General features: G+C 63.9%; 20 protein-coding genes. 12 read left to right on the forward strand and 8 right to left on the reverse strand.

All coding sequences use genetic code 11. The annotated features are described in order from the left end of the window. Window positions 1-51 precede the first annotated feature (51 nt). The 8 genes from lptF to P6U29_RS23990 all read left to right on the forward strand — a co-directional run bounded on the left by lptF (window position 52) and on the right by P6U29_RS23990 (window position 9,088). Entirely contained in the window at window positions 52-1,221 is a 1,170-nt protein-coding gene (lptF, locus tag P6U29_RS23955; protein WP_407112577.1) for an LPS export ABC transporter permease LptF, read from the forward strand. Beyond that, a complete protein-coding gene (lptG, locus tag P6U29_RS23960) occupies window positions 1,218-2,315 on the forward strand; it encodes an LPS export ABC transporter permease LptG (RefSeq protein WP_407112578.1) in 1,098 nt (365 codons plus the stop codon). Before lptF ends, lptG begins: the two co-directional genes overlap by 4 nt. Beyond that, entirely contained in the window at window positions 2,315-4,804 is a 2,490-nt protein-coding gene (locus P6U29_RS23965) for an LPS-assembly protein LptD (RefSeq protein ID WP_407112579.1), read from the forward strand. The genes lptG and P6U29_RS23965 overlap by 1 nt, the downstream gene beginning before the upstream one ends. Before the next feature lie 62 nt (window positions 4,805-4,866). After that, a complete protein-coding gene (locus tag P6U29_RS23970) occupies window positions 4,867-5,802 on the forward strand; it encodes a peptidylprolyl isomerase (RefSeq protein WP_407112580.1) in 936 nt (311 codons plus the stop codon). Continuing rightward, complete coding sequence (pdxA, locus tag P6U29_RS23975) at window positions 5,802-6,839, forward strand: 4-hydroxythreonine-4-phosphate dehydrogenase PdxA (RefSeq protein ID WP_407112581.1); 1,038 nt, start codon at window positions 5,802-5,804, stop codon at window positions 6,837-6,839. Before P6U29_RS23970 ends, pdxA begins: the two co-directional genes overlap by 1 nt. Then, complete coding sequence (gene rsmA / locus P6U29_RS23980; RefSeq protein WP_407112582.1) at window positions 6,839-7,699, forward strand: 16S rRNA (adenine(1518)-N(6)/adenine(1519)-N(6))-dimethyltransferase RsmA; 861 nt, start codon at window positions 6,839-6,841, stop codon at window positions 7,697-7,699. Before pdxA ends, rsmA begins: the two co-directional genes overlap by 1 nt. Window positions 7,700-7,715: 16 nt before the next feature. Then, window positions 7,716-8,774 carry an alcohol dehydrogenase gene (locus P6U29_RS23985; protein WP_407112583.1) on the forward strand — a complete coding sequence of 353 codons (1,059 nt, stop codon included), beginning with the start codon at window positions 7,716-7,718 and terminating at the stop codon, window positions 8,772-8,774. A gap of 77 nt (window positions 8,775-8,851) precedes the next feature. Then, on the forward strand, window positions 8,852-9,088 hold the full coding sequence (locus P6U29_RS23990; protein WP_407112584.1) for a hypothetical protein: 237 nt from the start codon (window positions 8,852-8,854) through the stop codon (window positions 9,086-9,088). 66 nt (window positions 9,089-9,154) lie between these two features. Here the strand turns inward: P6U29_RS23990 and P6U29_RS23995 are convergent, their stop codons facing one another. Together P6U29_RS23995 and P6U29_RS24000 are read right to left on the reverse strand one after the other, a co-directional pair. After that, window positions 9,155-9,382, reverse strand: coding sequence for a hypothetical protein (locus tag P6U29_RS23995; RefSeq protein WP_407112585.1), 228 nt, complete (start codon window positions 9,380-9,382; stop codon window positions 9,155-9,157). A gap of 78 nt (window positions 9,383-9,460) precedes the next feature. Further along, on the reverse strand, window positions 9,461-10,198 hold the full coding sequence (locus P6U29_RS24000) for a Crp/Fnr family transcriptional regulator (RefSeq protein WP_407112586.1): 738 nt from the start codon (window positions 10,196-10,198) through the stop codon (window positions 9,461-9,463). A gap of 156 nt (window positions 10,199-10,354) precedes the next feature. On the opposite strand from P6U29_RS24000, the gene P6U29_RS24005 reads away from it, so the two are divergent. Both P6U29_RS24005 and P6U29_RS24010 read left to right on the forward strand, forming a co-directional pair. Beyond that, on the forward strand, window positions 10,355-10,594 hold the full coding sequence (locus P6U29_RS24005) for a hypothetical protein (protein WP_407112587.1): 240 nt from the start codon (window positions 10,355-10,357) through the stop codon (window positions 10,592-10,594). Window positions 10,595-10,605: 11 nt separating this feature from the next. After that, entirely contained in the window at window positions 10,606-11,307 is a 702-nt protein-coding gene (locus tag P6U29_RS24010; RefSeq protein ID WP_407112588.1) for a Crp/Fnr family transcriptional regulator, read from the forward strand. 23 nt (window positions 11,308-11,330) lie between these two features. On the opposite strand, the gene P6U29_RS24015 is transcribed toward P6U29_RS24010, so the two are convergent. The 3 genes from P6U29_RS24015 to P6U29_RS24025 all read right to left on the reverse strand — a co-directional run bounded on the left by P6U29_RS24015 (window position 11,331) and on the right by P6U29_RS24025 (window position 12,854). Next, window positions 11,331-11,948 carry a cupin gene (locus P6U29_RS24015; RefSeq protein ID WP_407112589.1) on the reverse strand — a complete coding sequence of 206 codons (618 nt, stop codon included), beginning with the start codon at window positions 11,946-11,948 and terminating at the stop codon, window positions 11,331-11,333. A 106-nt stretch (window positions 11,949-12,054) separates the two neighbouring features. After that, complete coding sequence (locus tag P6U29_RS24020) at window positions 12,055-12,540, reverse strand: SRPBCC family protein (protein WP_407112590.1); 486 nt, start codon at window positions 12,538-12,540, stop codon at window positions 12,055-12,057. Beyond that, on the reverse strand, window positions 12,537-12,854 hold the full coding sequence (locus P6U29_RS24025) for an ArsR/SmtB family transcription factor (protein WP_407112591.1): 318 nt from the start codon (window positions 12,852-12,854) through the stop codon (window positions 12,537-12,539). Before P6U29_RS24025 ends, P6U29_RS24020 begins: the two co-directional genes overlap by 4 nt. Before the next feature lie 295 nt (window positions 12,855-13,149). On the opposite strand from P6U29_RS24025, the gene P6U29_RS24030 reads away from it, so the two are divergent. Further along, a complete protein-coding gene (locus P6U29_RS24030) occupies window positions 13,150-13,800 on the forward strand; it encodes a uridine kinase (RefSeq protein ID WP_407112592.1) in 651 nt (216 codons plus the stop codon). 110 nt (window positions 13,801-13,910) lie between these two features. On the opposite strand, the gene P6U29_RS24035 is transcribed toward P6U29_RS24030, so the two are convergent. After that, a complete protein-coding gene (locus tag P6U29_RS24035) occupies window positions 13,911-14,255 on the reverse strand; it encodes an NIPSNAP family protein (protein WP_407112593.1) in 345 nt (114 codons plus the stop codon). A 913-nt stretch (window positions 14,256-15,168) separates the two neighbouring features. Next, entirely contained in the window at window positions 15,169-16,269 is a 1,101-nt protein-coding gene (locus tag P6U29_RS24040) for an IS4 family transposase (RefSeq protein WP_407112594.1), read from the reverse strand. A gap of 482 nt (window positions 16,270-16,751) precedes the next feature. Between P6U29_RS24040 and P6U29_RS24045 the strand changes: the two genes are divergently transcribed. After that, window positions 16,752-17,963 (forward strand): hypothetical protein, encoded by a 1,212-nt coding sequence (locus tag P6U29_RS24045; RefSeq protein WP_407112595.1) that lies wholly within the window; start codon window positions 16,752-16,754, stop codon window positions 17,961-17,963. Here the strand turns inward: P6U29_RS24045 and gmk are convergent. After that, the gene (gmk, locus tag P6U29_RS24050; RefSeq protein ID WP_407112596.1) at window positions 17,896-18,555 is read right to left on the reverse strand and encodes a guanylate kinase; all 660 of its coding nucleotides are present in this window, start codon (window positions 18,553-18,555) and stop codon (window positions 17,896-17,898) included. The two genes, P6U29_RS24045 and gmk, sit on opposite strands and share 68 nt — an antisense overlap. Window position 18,556 lies beyond the last annotated feature (1 nt).

The raw sequence follows: 18,556 nt of genomic DNA on the forward strand, positions 1-18,556 counted from the left end.
GCCGGAATTCTGGTCGACATTGGGGACTTCTGGGGATTCGTGCGGTCGCGCATGGGGTCGATCGATAGGTATATCTTCCGCACGACGCTGGCGTCGTTTGCGCTAGTCCTGGTCAGCCTCACCGGCGTGATCTGGATTACGCAGGCGTTGCGCGGCATCGACCTGATGACGAGCCAGGGTCAGACCATCCTCACCTTCCTCGGCATCACCAGCCTCGTGATCCCGGCCCTGGTCCTGATCATCTCGCCGATCGCGCTGATGATCGCGATCTCGCACACGCTGAACAAGCTCGCGACCGATTCCGAGATCATCGTGATGAATGCCGCCGGCTTCTCGCCGTTCCGGCTGTTCTACCCGTTCTTCTACGCCACCTGCGTGGTGGCGCTGCTGGTCGCGTTCATCGCGGCCTATCTCGCCCCCGACGGCATGCGGCGCATCAAGCAGTGGGACGCCGAGATCACCGCCGACGTGCTCACCAACATCCTGCAGCCTGGCCGCTTCGCCCAGCTCGACAGGAACCTCACGATCCGGATCCGCGAGCGCCTGCCCGGCGGCATCCTCGCCGGCATCTTCATTGACGACCGCCGCGATCCGAACGAGCGCGTCTCGATCGTCGCCGAGCACGGCGAGGTCGTGAAGAACGAGACCGGCTCGTTCCTGGTGCTGGAGACCGGCAATCTCCAGCGCTTCGAAGCGGGCAAGCGCGATCCCGCCCTGGTGGCGTTCGGCCGCTACGGCTTCGACATGTCGAAGTTCTCCAACCAGGGCCGCGACGTCACCCTCGGCATCCGCGAGCGCTATCTGTGGGAGCTGTTCTCGCCGTCAGAGAACGACCCCGTCTACAAGCAGATTCCCGGCCAGTTCCGCTCGGCCCTGCACGACGGCATCCTGGCGCCGATCTATCCGTTCGCCTTTGCCGTGCTGACCTTCGCGTTCCTGGGGGCGCCTCGCACCACGCGCCAGAGCCGGAATTTCTCGATCGCCTCCTCGATCCTTGCGGTGTTCGGGCTGCGCATGGCCGGCTTCGCCTGCTCGGTGATGGCGGTGAAATCGCCGGGCGCGGTGCTGGTCCAATACGCGATGGTCGTCGGCGCGATCGGCATCGGGCTGGCCATGATCATCGGCGGTGTCGTGGTCGAGCCGCCTCCCGGCCTGATGGAGGCCATCAACAGGTCGAACGCACGGATCGCGCGGCTGTTCGGACGTCCGGCCACCGCATGAGCATGCTCACCAATACACTCGGGCGCTATTTCGCTGGCCGCTTCGTGGTCGCGGCGCTTGGCGTCTTCGGCGGCATTTTCCTGCTGCTGGTGCTGGTCGACTACATCGAGATGGTACGCAAGACCTCGGGGCTGGCATCCGCCTCCGCGATCATGGTGGCCGAGACCTCGCTGTTCCGGGTGCCGCAGCTCTTGGAGAAGCTGACGCCGTTCTGCATGCTGATCGGCGCCATGACCTGCTATCTCGCGCTCTCCCGCCGGCTCGAGCTCGTGGTGGCGCGCGCTGCCGGCATCTCCGCCTGGCAGTTCATCTCGCCGGCGCTCGGCAGCGCGCTGCTGATCGGGGTGATCGCCACCGTCGCCTACAATCCGATGTCGGCCAATTTGCGCGAGCTGTCCAAGCGCATGGAAGCCGAGCTGTTCGGCTCTGCGCCGGGCGGCGGCATCCAGGACGCCTCCGGCTTCTGGCTCAATCAGGTGACCAACGACGGCCAGACCATCATCAATGCGGCGCGGAGCGAGCAGCAAGGCATCCGGCTCACCGGGCTCACGCTGTTCCGGTTCGACCCGGACCAGCACTTCAAGGAGCGGGTCGAGGCCCGCGAGGCGACGCTCGAGGCCGGCCGCTGGGTATTCAAGGGCGTCCGCCGCTTCTCGCTGGATGCGCCCCCGATCGACCAGGCCAGCCTGGAGATTCCGACCACGTTGACCGAGGCGCAGGTCCGCAACAGCTTTTCCACTCCCGAGACTGTGTCCTTTTGGCAACTACCGAGCTACATCCGCTCCTCGGAAAGCTCGGGCTTCGCGACAGCCGGATACCGACTCCAGTATCAGAAGCTTCTGGCACAGCCGTTTTTGCTCGCAGCCATGGTGATGCTCGCGGCCTCCGTGTCGTTGCGCTTCTTCCGGATGGGCGGCGTGCAGAAGATGGTTTTGAGTGGCGTGGGCGCAGGCTTTCTGCTCTACGTTCTGTCGAAAGTAACTGAGGATTTGAGCAAGGCTGAGTTGATGCATCCGATCGCTGCGGCGTGGTTGCCCGTTGTGGTGGGCGGCCTCACCGGCTTTTTGGCCTTGCTCTATCAGGAGGACGGATAGTGACTGCCGTCCACCGAGGGCTCGTGTCTCGTTTGACGCGGCGCACGTTGGTGCGCGCGAACGGGTGCGGCTTGTCCGTCCGCAGGCTCCTGATTGCCGTCGTCGCGGCTGCCTCGCTCAGCGGCTTGATCGATGCTTCCGTCGTGGCGCCGGCCCAGGCCCAGAGCTTCACCTACAATCCGCTGCCGCCGCGTCCGAAGCCGCCGAAGGCCGCCAACGACAACCAGATGCTGGTTCAGGCGACCGAGGTCGACTACGATTACAACAATTCGCGCGTCTCCGCGGTCGGTAACGTCCAGCTGTTCTACAACGGCACCAGCGTCGAGGCCGACCGGGTCATCTACGACCAGAAGACCAAGCGGCTGCATGCCGAAGGCAACATCCGCATGACGGATGCCGACGGCAAGATCACCTATGCCGAGATCATGGATCTCTCCGACGATTACCGCGACGGTTTCGTCGATTCGCTGCGCGTGGATACAGCCGACCAGACCCGCATGGCCGCGAGCCGCGCCGACCGCTCCAGCGGCAACTACACGGTATTCGAGAACGGCGTCTACACGGCCTGCGCGCCGTGTAAGGACGATCCGAAGAAGCCGCCGCTATGGCAGGTCAAGGGTGCGCGCATCATCCACGACCAGCAGGAGAAGATGCTGTATTTCGAGACGGCACAGCTCGAATTCTTCGGCGTGCCGCTCGCCTACATGCCTTACTTCTCGACCCCCGACCCGACCGTGAAGCGCAAGTCCGGCTTCCTGATGCCCGGCTACTTCCCGGGCACGACGAATACCGGCTTCGGCGTCGAGGTGCCCTATTACTGGGCGATCGCGCCCGACATGGACGCAACCATCACCCCCCGCTTCATGACGCGGCAAGGCGTCATGCTGCAGGGCGAATTCCGCCAGCGCCTGATCGACGGCGCCTACCAGATCCGCGCTTACGGCATCGACCAGCTCGATCCCGGAGCGTTTGCCGGACAGCCCGGCGACCGCCAGTTCCGCGGCGCCATCGACACCAAGGGTCAGTTCGCACTGAACGACAAATGGGTCTGGGGCTGGGACGGCGTCCTGATGTCCGACTACTATTTCTTCTCGGACTACCGGCTCTATCAATACCGTGATCCGCTCGGCTCGTTCCTGTTGCTGCCGACGGAAGCGCTGTCGCAGCTCTATCTGACCGGCGTCGGCAACCGCAGCTTCTTCGATGCGCGCACGATGTACTGGCTGAGCTATTCGGGCAACCAGAGCCAGGTGCCGATCGTCTATCCGGTGATCGACTATTCGAACGTGCTCAACTATCCCGTGTTCGGCGGCGAGTTCAGCTACAAGACCAACTTCGTGAACCTGTCGCGTGACGATGCGGTGTTCGATCCGATCACGACGGTCGCCAACACCAACAGCCTGTGCACCACGGCGTCGGCCGATCCGCTGGCGCGTATGCCCTCGCAGTGCCTGCTGCGCGGCTTCCCGGGCACCTACACACGCCTGACGGCGGAAGCGCAGTGGCGCAAATCCTTCACCGATCCGTTCGGCCAGATCTGGACGCCGTTCGCGAGCCTGCGCGCCGACGCGATCAACTCGTCGGTCTCCAACCAGCCGGGCGTGTCGAACTACCTGCCCATCGGCGACACCCAGGCGTTCCGCCTGATGCCGACCGTGGGCCTGGAGTACCGCTATCCCTTCATCAACATCCAGCCCTGGGGCTCCACCACCGTCGAGCCGATCGCGCAAATCATCATCCGGCCGAACGAGACCTATGCCGGCAAGCTGCCGAACGAGGACGCCCAGAGCATGGTGTTCGACGCCTCGAACCTGTTCAGCGTCGACAAGTTCTCCGGCTACGATCGCGTCGAGGGCGGCGGCCGCGCTAATGTCGGCGTGCAGTCCACCACGCAGTTCGACAAGGGCGGCGCGGTCAAGGTGCTGTTCGGCCAGTCCTACCACCTGTTCGGCCTGAACTCCTTCGCGGTCCAGGACACCATCAATACCGGCCTGGATTCCGGCCTCGACAAGCCGCGGTCCGATTACGTCGCGAGCGCCAGCTACTCGCCCAACAGCACCTACACGTTCAGCGTCCGCTCCCGCATGGACGAGCAGACCTGGAACGTGCAGCGCTTCGAGGCCGAAGGCCGCGCCAACTTCAATCGCTGGTCGGTCAGCGTATTGTACGGCAATTACGCAGCGCAGCCGGAGCTCGGCTATCTGACCCGCCGCGAGGGCATCCTGACATCGGGCTCGATCAAGATCGCGAGCAACTGGGTGGTGTCGGGCTCGGCGCGCTGGGACCTCGAGGCCAACAAGATCAACCAGTATGTGCTCGGGGCCGGCTATGTCGACGATTGCTTCGTGCTGGCGGCGAACTATGTAACTTCGTATAGCTATTCCGCGGGCACCGCACCCCCTACGTTGAGCCACGCATTCATGTTCCAAATCGGCCTGCGCACGCTGGCGACCTCGTCGACGACCAGCAGTTCCGCCGGCCTCCAGTGAACGGGATTGAAGTGCCGGCCGCGTTTGCCCCAGCACGACGCGGCTGACATGCGAGCGACATCATGACGACCCCATTGCCTGTCTTCCGCCTCCTTCTCGCCATCGGTGCCGGACTGATGCTGACAGCCCTGCCCTCGCCGGCGCGCGCGCAGAACGTCGTCGTCATGGTCAATGGCGATCCGATCACCGATTTCGACATCGAGCAGCGCTCCAAGCTCGACCAGCTGACGACGCAGAAGACCCCGAGCCGGCAGGAGGTCATCAACGAGCTGATCGACGACAAGGTGAAGCTGAAGGAAGGCAAGAAGTACGGCGTCGACCCCGGCGTCTCCGACATCAACCAGTCCTATGAAGGCATGGCGCAGCGCATGCGCATCTCGCCGGAGCAGCTCACCAAGTCGCTCGAATCCAAGGGCGTCCGCCCCGAGACGCTGAAGGGCCGCATGAAGTCCGAGATGGTCTGGACCAGCCTGGTGCGCGGCCGATTCAAGGAGAAGCTGCTCGTCGGCGAGCGCGACGTCGCGCAGGCCGTGCAGGCCCAGACCGGCGACAAGCTCCAGATCGAGGGCACCGAATACAAGATGCAGCCGATCGTGCTGATCGTGCCGCGCGGCTCGTCGGCGGCGTTCCTGGAAACACGGAAGAAGGAAGCCGAGACCTATCGCGCCCGCGTCGGAAGCTGCGAGGAAGCCAACTCGCTGTTCCGCTCGACACCGAACGCCACCATCCGCGACACAGTCACCAAGACCACCGCGGAGCTGCCCGAGCCGCTGCGCAAGTTGCTCGACGACACGCCGATCGGCCACCTGACCGCGCCCGAGGTGACCAAGGCGGGCATCGAGATGGTGGTGCTGTGCTCGCGCAAGCCGACCATGATCGACACGCCGAAGAAGCGCGAGGTCCGCGAGAAGATGTATCAGGAGAAGTACGAGAAGACCCAGAAGGCCTATCTCGAGGAGCTCCGCAAGGCGGCGATGATCGAATATCGCAACCGCTGATGGCCAAGCCCCTCTCAGAGCCCTCCACCAAGTCCGCAGCCAAGCCCCTTGCCCTGACCCTGGGAGAGCCCGCCGGCATCGGCCCCGACATCACGATCGCAGCCTGGCTCCGGCGCCGCGAGCTGAACCTGCCCGCCTTTTATCTGCTCGGCGACGAGGTGCTGATCGCGCGGCGGGCCAAAGCGCTCGGCGCCGACATCAGGATCGCCGCGCTGAGCCCCAGTGAGGCCGCTTCCGCCTTCGCTGATGCCCTGCCCGTGGTCGCGACCGGCGAGCGCGCGAGTGCCGAGCCCGGCAAGCCCGACGCATCCAGCGCGCCGGCTGCGCTCGCCTCGATCCGTCAGGCGGTCATCGACGTGCGCGCGGGTCGCGCCGGAGCCGTCGTCACCAACCCGATTGCCAAGAGCGTGCTCTACCGCGCCGGCTTCCGCCATCCCGGCCACACCGAATTCCTCGCCGAGCTTGCCGCGGAGAACGGCCATGTGCCGCAACCGGTGATGATGCTGTGGTCGCCACAGCTTGCCGTGGTGCCCGTGACCATCCACGTCTCGATGCGCGATGCGCTGGCCCAGCTCACCAGCGAGCTGATCGTCTCGACCGTTCGCATCGTCGCTACCGAACTGAAGTCCCGCTTCGGCATCGCAAAGCCGCGCATCGCGATCTCCGGCCTCAATCCGCATGCCGGCGAGGACGGATCGCTCGGCCACGAGGAGCAGACCATCATCGCCCCGGCGCTGAAAGTGCTGCGCAACGACGGCATCGAGGCCAGGGGCCCGCTGCCCGCCGACACCATGTTCCACGAGGCCGCGCGACAGACCTATGACTGCGCAGTCTGCATGTATCACGACCAGGCGCTGATCCCGATCAAGACGGTCGCCTTCGACGACGCCGTCAACGTCACGCTCGGCCTGCCCTTCATCCGCACCTCGCCCGATCACGGCACCGCCTTTGACATCGCCGGCACCGGCAAAGCCAATCCGGCGAGCCTGATCGCGGCGCTTCAGCTTGCCAGCCGCATGGCGGCTTCGCCAAGCTGATGAGCGCGATCGACGACCTCCCGCCGCTGCGCGAGGTCATTCGCCAGCATGCGCTGTCGGCCAGGAAATCGTTGGGTCAGAATTTTCTGCTCGACCTCAACCTCACTGCGCGCATCGCGCGCGCGGCCGCGCCGCTCGAGGATTCTACCATCGTCGAGATCGGGCCCGGCCCGGGCGGGCTGACGCGGGCGCTGCTCGCGCTCGGCGCGCGGCGCGTCATCGCCATCGAGCATGACGAGCGCGCAATCCCGGCCTTGCAGGATATTTCGGCGCGCTATCCCGGCCGGCTCGAGATCGTGCATGGCGATGCCATGACCTTCGATCCGCGCCCGCTGCTCGCGGGCGAACGCGCAAAGATCGTTGCGAACCTGCCCTACAACATCGCGACCCAGCTTCTCATCAACTGGCTCACCGTCGAGCCCTGGCCGCCCTGGTACGAGATGATGGTCTTGATGTTCCAGCGCGAGGTCGGTGAGCGCATCGTCGCGCGCGAGGACGAGGAGGCTTATGGCCGGCTCGGCGTGCTCGCCAACTGGCGCTGCGAGACCAAGATCCTGTTCGACATCTCGCCCTCCGCCTTCGTGCCGCCGCCGAAGGTCACCTCCTCCGTCGTGCGCGTCGTGCCGCGCGCAGAACCGCTGCCCTGCGATCGCAGGCTGCTCGAGCAGGTCGCCGCCGCCGCGTTCGGCCAGCGCCGAAAAATGCTGCGGCAAAGCCTGAAGTCGCTGGGCGTCGATCCCGCGCGGCTCGCGAGCGCCGCCGGCGTCGATGCAACGCGGCGCGCCGAGACCATCCCGATTTCCGGCTTTGTTGCCATGGCCAGTGAATTGGCCAATATACGGAACGAAGCAGAGCGATAATTTCGGAGGAAAGAATATGGCGCTGATGCGCAGGCAGTCCCTGGTCAAGTTCGATGCGCCGCTGTGCGAGACCATCGTCGACACGCCCAAGCCGCAAGGCCGCGAAGTGCTGGTGCGCATCGAGCGTTGCGGCCTCTGCCATTCCGACCTGCACATCCAGGACGGCTACGCCGATCTCGGCGGCGGCAAGAAGCTCGACACCACGCGCGGCATGACGCTGCCCTTCACGCTCGGCCACGAGATCGCGGGCGTCGTCGACGAAGTCGGCCCCGACGTAGCAGCCAGCCTCGTCGGCGCCAAGAAGGCCGTCTTTCCGTGGATCGGCTGCGGCCAGTGCCGCGACTGCGCCAATGGCGACGAGAATCTCTGCGTCAAGCAGCGCTTCCTCGGCGTCTCCATCGACGGCGGCTTTGCCAGCCACGTGCTGGTGCCCGACGCCAAATATCTGCTCGACTACGATCCCCTGCCCGTCAACCAGGCCGCGACCTTGATGTGCTCCGGGGTGACCGCCTATGGCGCGCTCAAGCGCCTGGTCGACCGTCCGCGCCAGCGCAATCTTCTGCTGATCGGCCTCGGCGGCGTCGGCATGATGGGCCTGTCGTTCGCGCAGGCGATGTTCAAGCAGCCGATCACGGTCGCAGACCTCTCACCGGCCGCGCGCGAGACCGCACTCAAGAACGGCGCCGCCGTCGCCTACGATCCGGCCGAGCCCGACGTGATCAAGCGCATCCTCAAGGAGACCGAAGGCGGCTTCGACGAGATCGTGGATTTCGCCGGCAACGAGAAGTCGATGGCGTTCGCGGTCGCGGTCGCCGCGCGCGGCGGCAAGATCGTGGTCTCGGGCCTGATGGGCGGCCAGTTCACGCTGCCGATGGTGCAATGGGTCTACAAGCGCATGACCATCGAAGGTTTCATGGTCGGCACGCTTGCTGAGGCCCACGAGCTGATGGCGCTCGCGCGCGCCGACAAGATCAAGCCGACGCCGATGCGCGAGGAGCCGATGGGCGACGTGCAGAAATGGATCGACGAGTTGCGCGCCGGCAAGGTCGTCGGTCGCATCGTGCTCAAGAACTGATCCACTCCAGCGGCGGGCCCGACGCAAGTCCCGCCCGCCGCACGGGAACGCCTACGGCCGCGCCGCGTTGGCAGCGCATGTCGATCCGTTGCACCGTCGAAAGCGCATTCTTCATCGCCTGGAGCTGCCTGGAGAAGAGCGGCGAGCTCGGCCCGCCTGACGAGAGCGCGAATTTCCTGCTCGACTCGATCGAAGCCCAGCTCCGGGCCGGTGAACGCCGGCAGTTGATGCTTGCCAACAGAGCGATCGACGCTTACCGCGCGGCTGCGGCGAAGGGCAATGCCGCCGCCGGACGTGCAGCGCGCCCTGGATGATCGCCTTCAGTGATCACTGCGCGCGCAACTGACACCGTTGCATGGCCGGCTGCATGGCCGGCGCACTCATTTTTTCTTGCCGCCGGTCCTGTGCTCGGTCTTGGGCGCATCCTTGATGCCGGGCCGATCTGCCTGAGTTGCATTCATGCCGGTGGTATCCATCGTCCCTTTCTCCGTGGCACCGTTCGTGTTCTCCGGCCTCTCCATGCCGGACTGCGGAGCCGGTCCGGTATTCTGCGCGATGACGGGCCCGGACATCGCTGCAAACGCGATCGCCACGATGAGCGCTTTCATGGGCATCTCCCTCGTCTCATAAATGACGTGCCCGCAAGAGAGTTGTTCCCCTCAGGCTGAGCTTCGCGCTAGCGCGCCTCACGCAAAGGGCGGCGCCTGCCGTTTCAGGTGCAGATAGGCTGAACTGAAATCTCCGAGCCGCTGCAGTTCACGCCATTTCAGCACGATCAGCTCGCCCTCACGCAGGTCCATGGCTCCGCTCCGCCTGAGGTCGGCAAGGGTCCGGTTCACTGTTGCGATCGCCATGCCCAGCGTCTCGCCGAGCTGGGCCAGGCTGATCGGCAGGCGGCAGCGATTGCCCCGGACCAGCTGCGCCGCACGGGCGCGGTAGAACAGCTCGCAAAACAGGTGCGCCATGCGCGCCTGCATCGGCCGGGCACTGTTGTTGGTGATGGCCTCGCGAAAGATCGCGGCATCGAGCAGCGTTTCGCGCCAGACGGCCAGCCCGAAGGTCGGGCGCCGGCGGAACGCGACGAACAATTCGCGATGCGGGATGAAGGCGACCGAAGCCGGCCCGAGCGCACTGAGCCCGTGATCCATCTGGTCGATGAACAAGCCCTGCGCATCCGGAAGGTCGCCGGTGAAATGGAACGCCAGATATTGCCGCCGCCCGCTGCCGAGCAGGTGATAGCGGGCAACCATGCCGGAGACGACCAATGCCGAATGCTTGGGCTCGTCACCTTGACGGATGAAATCCTCGTTGGGCGCGAAATCGCGCAGCGTGAAGGTGAGCGCGCGGATTTCGGCAATATCCTCCTCTTCGAGCGCGGTGTGCTCGCCGAGGTTCCGGATCAGCACGTCATGAGCTTTTTGCATAGGCCCGCCGAAAATCGCCTCGGTTCTATCAAATGATACGTCTGGCTTGTGTTCAGCGGACTAGAACGCTGGTCGGAAGTACAGGTTGCTAACCGGTTTGTGGACGCACCGATCGCAACCACACCATCCCCCGATTTCGGACCCAGCCGCCTTCTCATGAATCCGACGACGATCCTGGAGCGCATCCGCGGCATGTTCGCATCCGACACAGGCGAGCACCTGGACAGAATTAGCGACGCCCTCCTCAACGGAACGCTGAAGGAGCCAGCCCACCCGATGTCCGATCAGGAACTGGCCCGTGCCATCCGCGAGTTCCGCTCCGTTCCGGTCTCGGACTGGACTCTCGCAAGACTCTCGCGGCGCCTGCTCGAGGCGCCCGGGCCGGGCGACGTCTGAAGCGCTGGTTCATGCCGCATCCGAAGTTCATCGCGCGTCTGCAAGCGGCTGAAGACCTGTCCGAGGACGAACGCCGGCAGATCGCAGGCTTGCCGTCCACGCTGCGCCAGGTCGCAGATGGCGAGATCGTCCTGCGCCAGGGTGAGGCCGCTTCACGCTGCGTCTTCGTCGTCAGCGGCTTCCTCTACCAGGCCCGTATCGTCGGCGATCGCAGCCAGATCCTCGCGTTCCACGTTCCCGGCGACATGCCGTGCCTGCACACGCTGCTGGTCTCGCCAATTGATGCCGACCTCGTCGGGCTCGGCCCGACCATCGTCGGCATCGTCGCGCATAGCCAGCTCCGCCAGCTTCTCGACGGCTCCGTCCACCTGACCCGCGCCTTCTGGCGCGAGACGCTGATCGACGCCGCGATCTCGCGGCAATGGATCGCGCGCCTCGGCGCACAGGCGGCACTGCCCAAGGTCGCGCATCTCATCTGCGAGCTCGCGGCAAGGCTGGAGGTCGTCGGCCTCGTCAATGACGGCAGCTTCCAGATGCCGATGACGCAGCGCCACGTTGCGGACGCCTGCGGACTGTCGATCGTCCACGTCAATCGCACCATCCAGGAGCTGAGGCATCGTGGACTGATTACATGGGAAGGCAGCGAGATCGAGCTGCTCCAGCCCGACGAGCTGCGGAGACTTGCGGATTTTACGCCGGATTATCTGAGCTGAGCGCGGGATGCATGAACGTGTGATTACTGTGTCCGTCGCGGCTTCGTGCGCCACGCGTTGAGCAGCGGCCCGCCGGTCCCCAGCACAGGATCCGTCTTCGGCTTGCGGACCTTGGCGACGCGTTTGATGGCGTCAGGATGCTCCCGCGTGTCCGTGCACTCATCGTACGTGCCGTCCTGCGGGTAGGCTCCGACGACAAGAAAGTCCCGGCTGGACTCGATCAGCCGGTGTCCCGTGCCCGCGGGCAAGACCAGAACGTCTCCGGCTTTCACACTCAGGATGCGGCCCTTGATCCCGCCGCACTCGATCCTCGCCGTGCCGCGCGCCACGCCCATCACTTCATGGATCTGCGAATGATAGTGGACGAAGTCGTACACGCTGTCGCGCCACGACCGGCCCCAGCCGTTCGTGTCGAACAGCGTGTCGATGATGACCTCAGGCGGAATGCGCCGGCCCTTCAGTTTCACCGCCCCGCGATAGAGCAACACCGGAAAGTGCGGATTGTTCGGCACGATGCCATCGTCGCGAAAATGGACGGCCGTCGGCTTGCGAACGCGCACCAGGGCCCGAAGCGTCGCCGTGTCGGGATGCTCCTCGACGAGCTTCTTGGCGAAGTTCTTGATCTGATCCTTGACCGGCATGACCTCTCCTCAGCCGCGATTCAACGGCGGCGGAGGTGAGAAGTTTCCAGGTCCCATCGGAGCAAGGCCTCTCCAGTTGATCATCACGCGTGTTGATAAGAGCGTATCAAGCCTTGCCGGCAATCAGCTTGGCAAACTCCCGCAGATAGAGCGGCCACCCCTGATCACTATCAACGCCGTTGCGCACGCCCTCCCAGCCTTCGCCATGCCGATCGAGGTGACGGTGCTCCAGCTCCAAGCGCGTCCGGCTTGGCGTCTCCGCAATGAACCGTACCTCCCATTCACTGGTCTTGGCGGGATCAGTCTCGATTTGCCAGCGCGGGCTGATGTCCCAGCTTAAGAGGACTCGATTGGGTGGTTCAAACGCCAACACACGCGCCCACCGGCATTCGCTGCCGTCTATCCCCCGATCATAGATGCCTCCGCCCACCCGAGGTTCGAATACAGTCTCTGCGATGGGGACGGCGAGCAGATTGTGCTCGCGCGGCTTGAAGCTGCCGAAGTCTTCGGTGAAGACCTTGAACGCGCGCTCGATCGGTGCCTCGACGACGATAGACTGCTTTACAGGTGCAGCCGATACACGTGTGTTCATTTCGATTCCTCCGGTGGTTTTTCGACGGATAATTTGTAAGCTGCCAGCGTGTCGCTCCAGAACCGGTCGAGCCACGCGCGCATCTGGCCGAGCCCCGCCGGATCGATGTGATAAACGTTGCTGGCGCCCTTCGGCTCTGCACGAACCAAGCGACATTCGCGGAGCACCCTGAGATGCTGCGAGACGGCCGACTGGGAGACGGTCAGCTGTCGCGTGATTTCAGCGACCGTGCGTGGCCGTGCACCCACCATTTCGAATATCCGCCTGCGGGTCGGATCGCCGAGAGCAGCCAGTTGCGCGCTGTCTTTAGCCATAGCTATCCGCTGCCCGATGCCTGCCGATCTGCAATTTGGTCGGCCGTTCGTCGCATCATTAGTTTCAGCTAATGATTAGTACAGGCTAATTATCGTGTCAATCATTGTCGAATGGAGAAACGGCACGGCCAAAGCTTCCCAAGCTATTGGGAAGACGTTCGCACCTTCTCTGCTCGCACGCGCCGACGAAGTGTTGGACTGAGCAGCGCGCTTCCCAAGCCGCGCGAGATGGTTCAACTTCTCCAGAGTCAGGATGGGTCAGAGGACTAAACCGCTCGCGCGGTCGAACGCTGCGATGGAAAAGAGACAGAAACTTCTATCCGACTTGGCCGATCGCCTTGTCGTGACGTCGCCAAATCGAATCGTCCTCGTCGCCATCGACGGCGTCGACGGGGCTGGAAAGACCACATTCGCCAATGAGCTCGGAAGCCTCGTCGCAACCAAGGGGCGGCCTGTCATTCGTGCATCAGTAGACGGATTTCATAATACCAGGGCGGTCAGATATCGGCGCGGACGGCATTCACCGGAAGGCTTTTTCGAGGACTCTTATAACTACCCGGCATTGAAGCGATACCTGCTAGACCCGTTAAGCCCCGATGGTTCTCGCCGCTACCGTCGAGCATTCTTCGATCATGTGACCGATGACATTGTACCTGCCCATGATCTGGAGGCAGCGCCGTCTTCCATTTTGCTGACAGACGGCATCTTCCTGCATCGACCCGAACTCCTCGCCTACTGGGACGCTTCAGTCTTCCTCCGCACGGATTTTGCTGTGTCAGTTGCGCGGTGCGCTTCGCGCGATGGCTCGTCACCCGACCCTGCGGCTCCATCGAACCGACGCTACATTGAGGGACAGCGGCTCTATCTTCGGAACTGCCAACCGGAAGCGAAGGCCACGATCGTCATCGATTACAACGACCTTTCCGCTCCCTCGATCGTCATCTGAGCGGTTCAAGCGACAAGGTGGGCTGTGGGTCGTTTGCTGATAGCGCAGCAGCGAGGCCATCTTCCGGACCATAGCAGGCATGTTCCGAAAGAACGCGTGTCCTCAGCCCATCACAAGCCCGCATCCGGCTTCGGTGGCGCTCCGGCGCCGCTTTGAAGGAGCGGTCTAAGAAACGACCGGTCATGTCTTAGGAAACATTTTGTCTCCCGGTAATATGCAATCGCCTTCTGGCAATCGGGATCGCTGACCGTCTTGGAGCGGTAGGCTTCGTAGTCGGCAAGCGAAGGAAATGAAAACAATGCGATTGCGACGTAGTCCCCGCCTTCATGCGGCAGGAAATAGCCGTGATGCGTGCCGCCGAATTTTTCAACCAGTGGCAGCCACATCTTGGCGTAAGTCTCGAATTCTTTCACTTTGAAGGGCTCGATCTCATAGCGGAGGTAACAGGTGATCATTCTCAGTCTCCTCACGATGGACCGTTGGCCGTTAAGACCCTTCCTGCGAAGATTGACGCTGTAGCAATTGCATCTTCATCACACTCCCCACGAGAAACTGGCAGGCGTGAAACTAAAGGTCGCTCGTCTCATCAATACATCCAATGTGCGACTGAAACAATTGCATGGGGCGCTCGTAGCTATGTTCGGCCCGCTTCGGGTCACCTACTGACAGCGCAGCAGCGGGCGCTGTCTGGCCAGTTGCGGACATGAGCAACGGCCCAAGGTGCCCCTAGGCGTCAGTTTTCAGCGGACTAAGTCGCGCCCCGAAGCCACGCGCCGACCGACGGCGGGCGCCACGACGCGTCGGGCAAAACACCTCGTCAAGCCCTTGGCGCAAAAATATTTTTACTTTTCCGAATTTCGGATTTGGCAGCGCCGGCGCGGATTGCGTGATGACAGGGCGGGCAACCGTGAGTCTTCATGTGACGGCGGTACGACACGGCGCGGTTACAGCGGGTTCGTCGGTCACCGGGAGCGAGCACACGCAAGCCCCTGATGATCAGGCGGAACCGTCCGCGGACTGAGAAGTCGTGTGGTCCTGACGCCCGGGGTCTGTGCGTCAAGGCTTGCGGTGATGTGGCGGCCCGACCGGTGCGCGCATCAGGGATCTGCAAGGCGACGGGGGCAATAGTGCATCGCTCCCCGGGGAGAGCACGAAGGACACCGTTAAAACCATCCGCGCAGGGAAGGCCGCATAGGCGTTAAGGTAGCGCGAGCATCGATTGATACGGACGTTTTCGAGGAGGCTCGCGCAGGTGCCGCCCAAGCGCTCGCTTTCTGCGGCGGAAGCAACGGATGGTTGGTTGTGGAATGATCGCTTGTAGCAAGGATGCAACGAGTTGTTGCAAAACACGCCAAGCGCCGGGTGCCGTCAGGCGGCCTGCATCCAGCGGGGAGAGTCCTCGAAGTCGCGGGCAAGCGGCTCGAGCAGCAGGATGATCAAGAGGTGTGCCAGCAAGTAGGGCTTGGCGGAGCGCGGATCGGTTCCAGGTGGCGTCTTGAGACCAATCAGACTCTTCAGTCGCTTGAAGCCAAGTTCGATGCGCCATCGCAGTCGATAGAGCGCGAGTACATCCTTGGTGGAGAACTCGTCCCGTGCGAGCGACGTGACCAGAATGACCCAATCCGCGGCTTCCAGAGTTTCTTTGGAGATGACGCGGTTTTCGTCTTGTGCGTCGCGCCGGGCTTTACGACGCGAAGCCGCGACTGCACCGGCGGGCTTCTTGACTGCGACCAGACGCATAGCCAGAGGCGCACCGTCCTTGCGTTTGATCCAAATCCTCCGATCGATCAGTCCGTGCGCCTTCGCCGCACGCAATTGGGCCATCAGATCGAACGGAAGGCCTTTGGCATCAAGCCAACGTGCGTTCTTCCAGCCCGCTCGGATCAAAACGTCTGCCCCGGCGTCGCGGACAGCGGCGATGCGGTCAGGTTGCAGATAAGCGCGGTCAGCAATGCGGATCTCGTTCTTGACCACCGGTATCCGGTCAAACGTTTCGCCCTCTTGCTGATCTGTCAGCTCGAAGTGACCAAAGCGCTCATATGGCAGATCGAATGCACTATGAACGCGCCAAAGCTCACTGTTCCTGCGCGCAGCCGGTCCTGCCTGAGGCACTGTCGTCGCATCGATAATGCGGATCAGGCGGCCTCGGCTCGCCTTCGGGGCTGCCGCAGCGAGCAAGCCCTCCACCAGCACTGCAAACCAATCGCCACATTGACGCAGGCGATAGAACAACGCCACGCTGCTGAGGTCGGCAAGGCCAACAGAAGCGGCCCATGCGGCTGTCGATCTCAACCCTCTTTCACCCAGACAATAGGCCAGCATCAGCCGAAGTAACGACACCGCATCTGGAATTTGGCGCCGCCGCACGAAAGCCTTCGTCTGGCGCGCACTTATTTCAAGCTGCGCAGCCCCGCCGAGCTGCGCAACCACTCTCGTCCAGTCCTCGTTCAGAAGCGATTCGTCTGCCATCCCGCCTTGGAATCACGTGTGATTCCAACACTCAAGAATAAACTTAACGCCTATGGGGAAGGCCGGGTGACCGGCATTACCTGTGGCCCACCCCGTGTGCATTCCTGTAGCGCACGGACTTGCGGGTGCCGCCGGCGCCCGGCCTGCACCCTTTGGCTTCCAACGGGCGACGAACGACAGCAAGGCTCGGGCAGAACCTGTCGCGGGAATGCAAGACCATGGCCGCCGTCGGCCAGCCGATTGCCGCCACGGGATGGGAACTCCAATGCGCAAGCCGAGGTCCGATGGCGCCGGCCTCACTGTTGCGGAACCTCGATCTCGACAGAATATCGGATGAGCGAAACACGGGGCCGCCATGGAACGAACGCGCCGCAGGCCCGATTCAAGCCACATCCTCTCCGGATTTGCGGCTCATTGCCACCCAAGTCTTTGATGACAAAGGGCTGGTTGAGAGTTGCGTCATGCGTAACCGGGAGACCAGGATGGGCAACCGCGCCGCAAAGTTCATTTCGACCCTCGTCGCCAGCATCATTGCCGGCGCGCCGTTGGCCGCGGTATCGCAGAACGCGCCAACGGCATCGAGCACGGCCAACGCGGCACCAGACTGCCTGGCTTCGCCGAAGGACGCCGCGCCGCAGGGCCAGCACTGGTACTATCGCCTCGATCGCACGACCAAGCGGAAATGCTGGTATCTGCGCGCCGCTGGCGACAAGGACAGCGCGAAGATCGCGCAGACCGCGAGCGATACGCCGACGGCGCCGGCGCAGCAGCAGCAGCAGCAACAAAACCCGGTGCAGGATGCTCGCGCCGAATATCTGACAGCGGGGAGCGGTGTCGCCCCCCAAACACCAAACGCAGTTGCGCAAGCCGCAGCCGCGACACCGGCGCAACCATCTGCGGACCAGACCGCTGACAGCAACGCGCAGCAACCGGCCGCGCCCTGGCCCGAGGTCTCGACGACCGCGCCGCCCGCGCCACAGCCGGCACCTGCCGCGGTCGCGGCAGCCGCGCAGCCGAGCAAGCCGTCAAAATCCCCTGCCCCGGCGGCGCTCGCCGCGGCAGACGGCAGCGCCGACAAACCGGCCGGCTCGGTCCAGATGCTGATGCTCGTGATCGGCGGTGCGCTGGCGCTCGCCGGTCTCCTCGCCAGCCTCATCTACCGCTTCGCCGGCGCGCGCGCGCGCGTCCGCCTCCAGTCCGCCGACCGTCACGGCTATTGGGGCGATTGGGAGACGCAGAACCAGGACGCAAGCCGCGCGCCCTGGCGCGATGCTACGCCGGCTGTTGCGCCGCGCGCGCAGCCGCCGCACCCGATCGACTTCGATACGGCACGTCCGCAAGCGGCAAGACAAGTGACAAAACTTGCCGCGATCGGCCGCGAGATCGATCTGATCGATGCGCGCAAGCGGCGCGCTGCAGTTCCTGCTGCAGAACATGTCGAGACCAAGCCGGCCGAGGTCGAGATCAAGTTGTTCGATCGGGCTGCTGCACCCAAGCTAGCCGCCGACGAAATTGGCGCGGATCGCGATGAGGCGCCGGCAGGCCGCGATCAGGATGCGGTCGATGTCGACGCCATCACGACGATGCTGGAGCAGCTGGCGAAGGAAGGGCCGCGCCTGTCGCGGCCTAACCTTGAAGCTGACCTTGCAAACTTCGCACGAAGCCTACGAGGCCAATCCGCCGCTCGCGCTTGAGGCGTTCGGCCTTCAGGATCGACTGCACCTCGGCGAAGGCCTCGTCGACGTCGCGATTGATGACGATGTAGTCGTACTCGGCCCAGTGGCTCATCTCGTGACTGGCGCGGCTCATCCGCTTGCGGATCACCTCGTCGGAATCCTGCGCGCGCGAGTGCAGGCGCTTCTCGAGATCGGCCGCCGAAGGCGGCAGAATGAAGACGCTGACGACGTCGGCACGCGCCTTCTCGCGCAGCTGCTGCGTGCCCTGCCAGTCGATGTCGAACAGCACGTCCTGTCCCGCCGACAGCGCCGCCTCGACGGGGCCGCGCGGCGTGCCGTAACTATTGTCGAATACCGTCGCCCATTCCAGGAGCTCGCCGGCCTTCGCCATCGCGTCGAACGTCGCCTTGTCGACGAACGAATAATCCTTACCGTTGATTTCACCGGGACGCATCGGCCGCGTCGTCGCCGAGACCGACATTTTCAAGCCGGGCGTCCGCTCCATCAGGAGACGCGATAGCGTCGTCTTGCCCGCGCCCGACGGCGAAGATAGCACGAACATCAATCCGCGCCGCTCGACACCGTCAGTTCCGTGACCGCCCGTCGTCATC

Origin of the sequence: Bradyrhizobium sp. LMG 9283 (assembly GCF_045571415.1) — a bacterium.
Classification (GTDB): Bacteria; Pseudomonadota; Alphaproteobacteria; order Rhizobiales; family Xanthobacteraceae; genus Bradyrhizobium.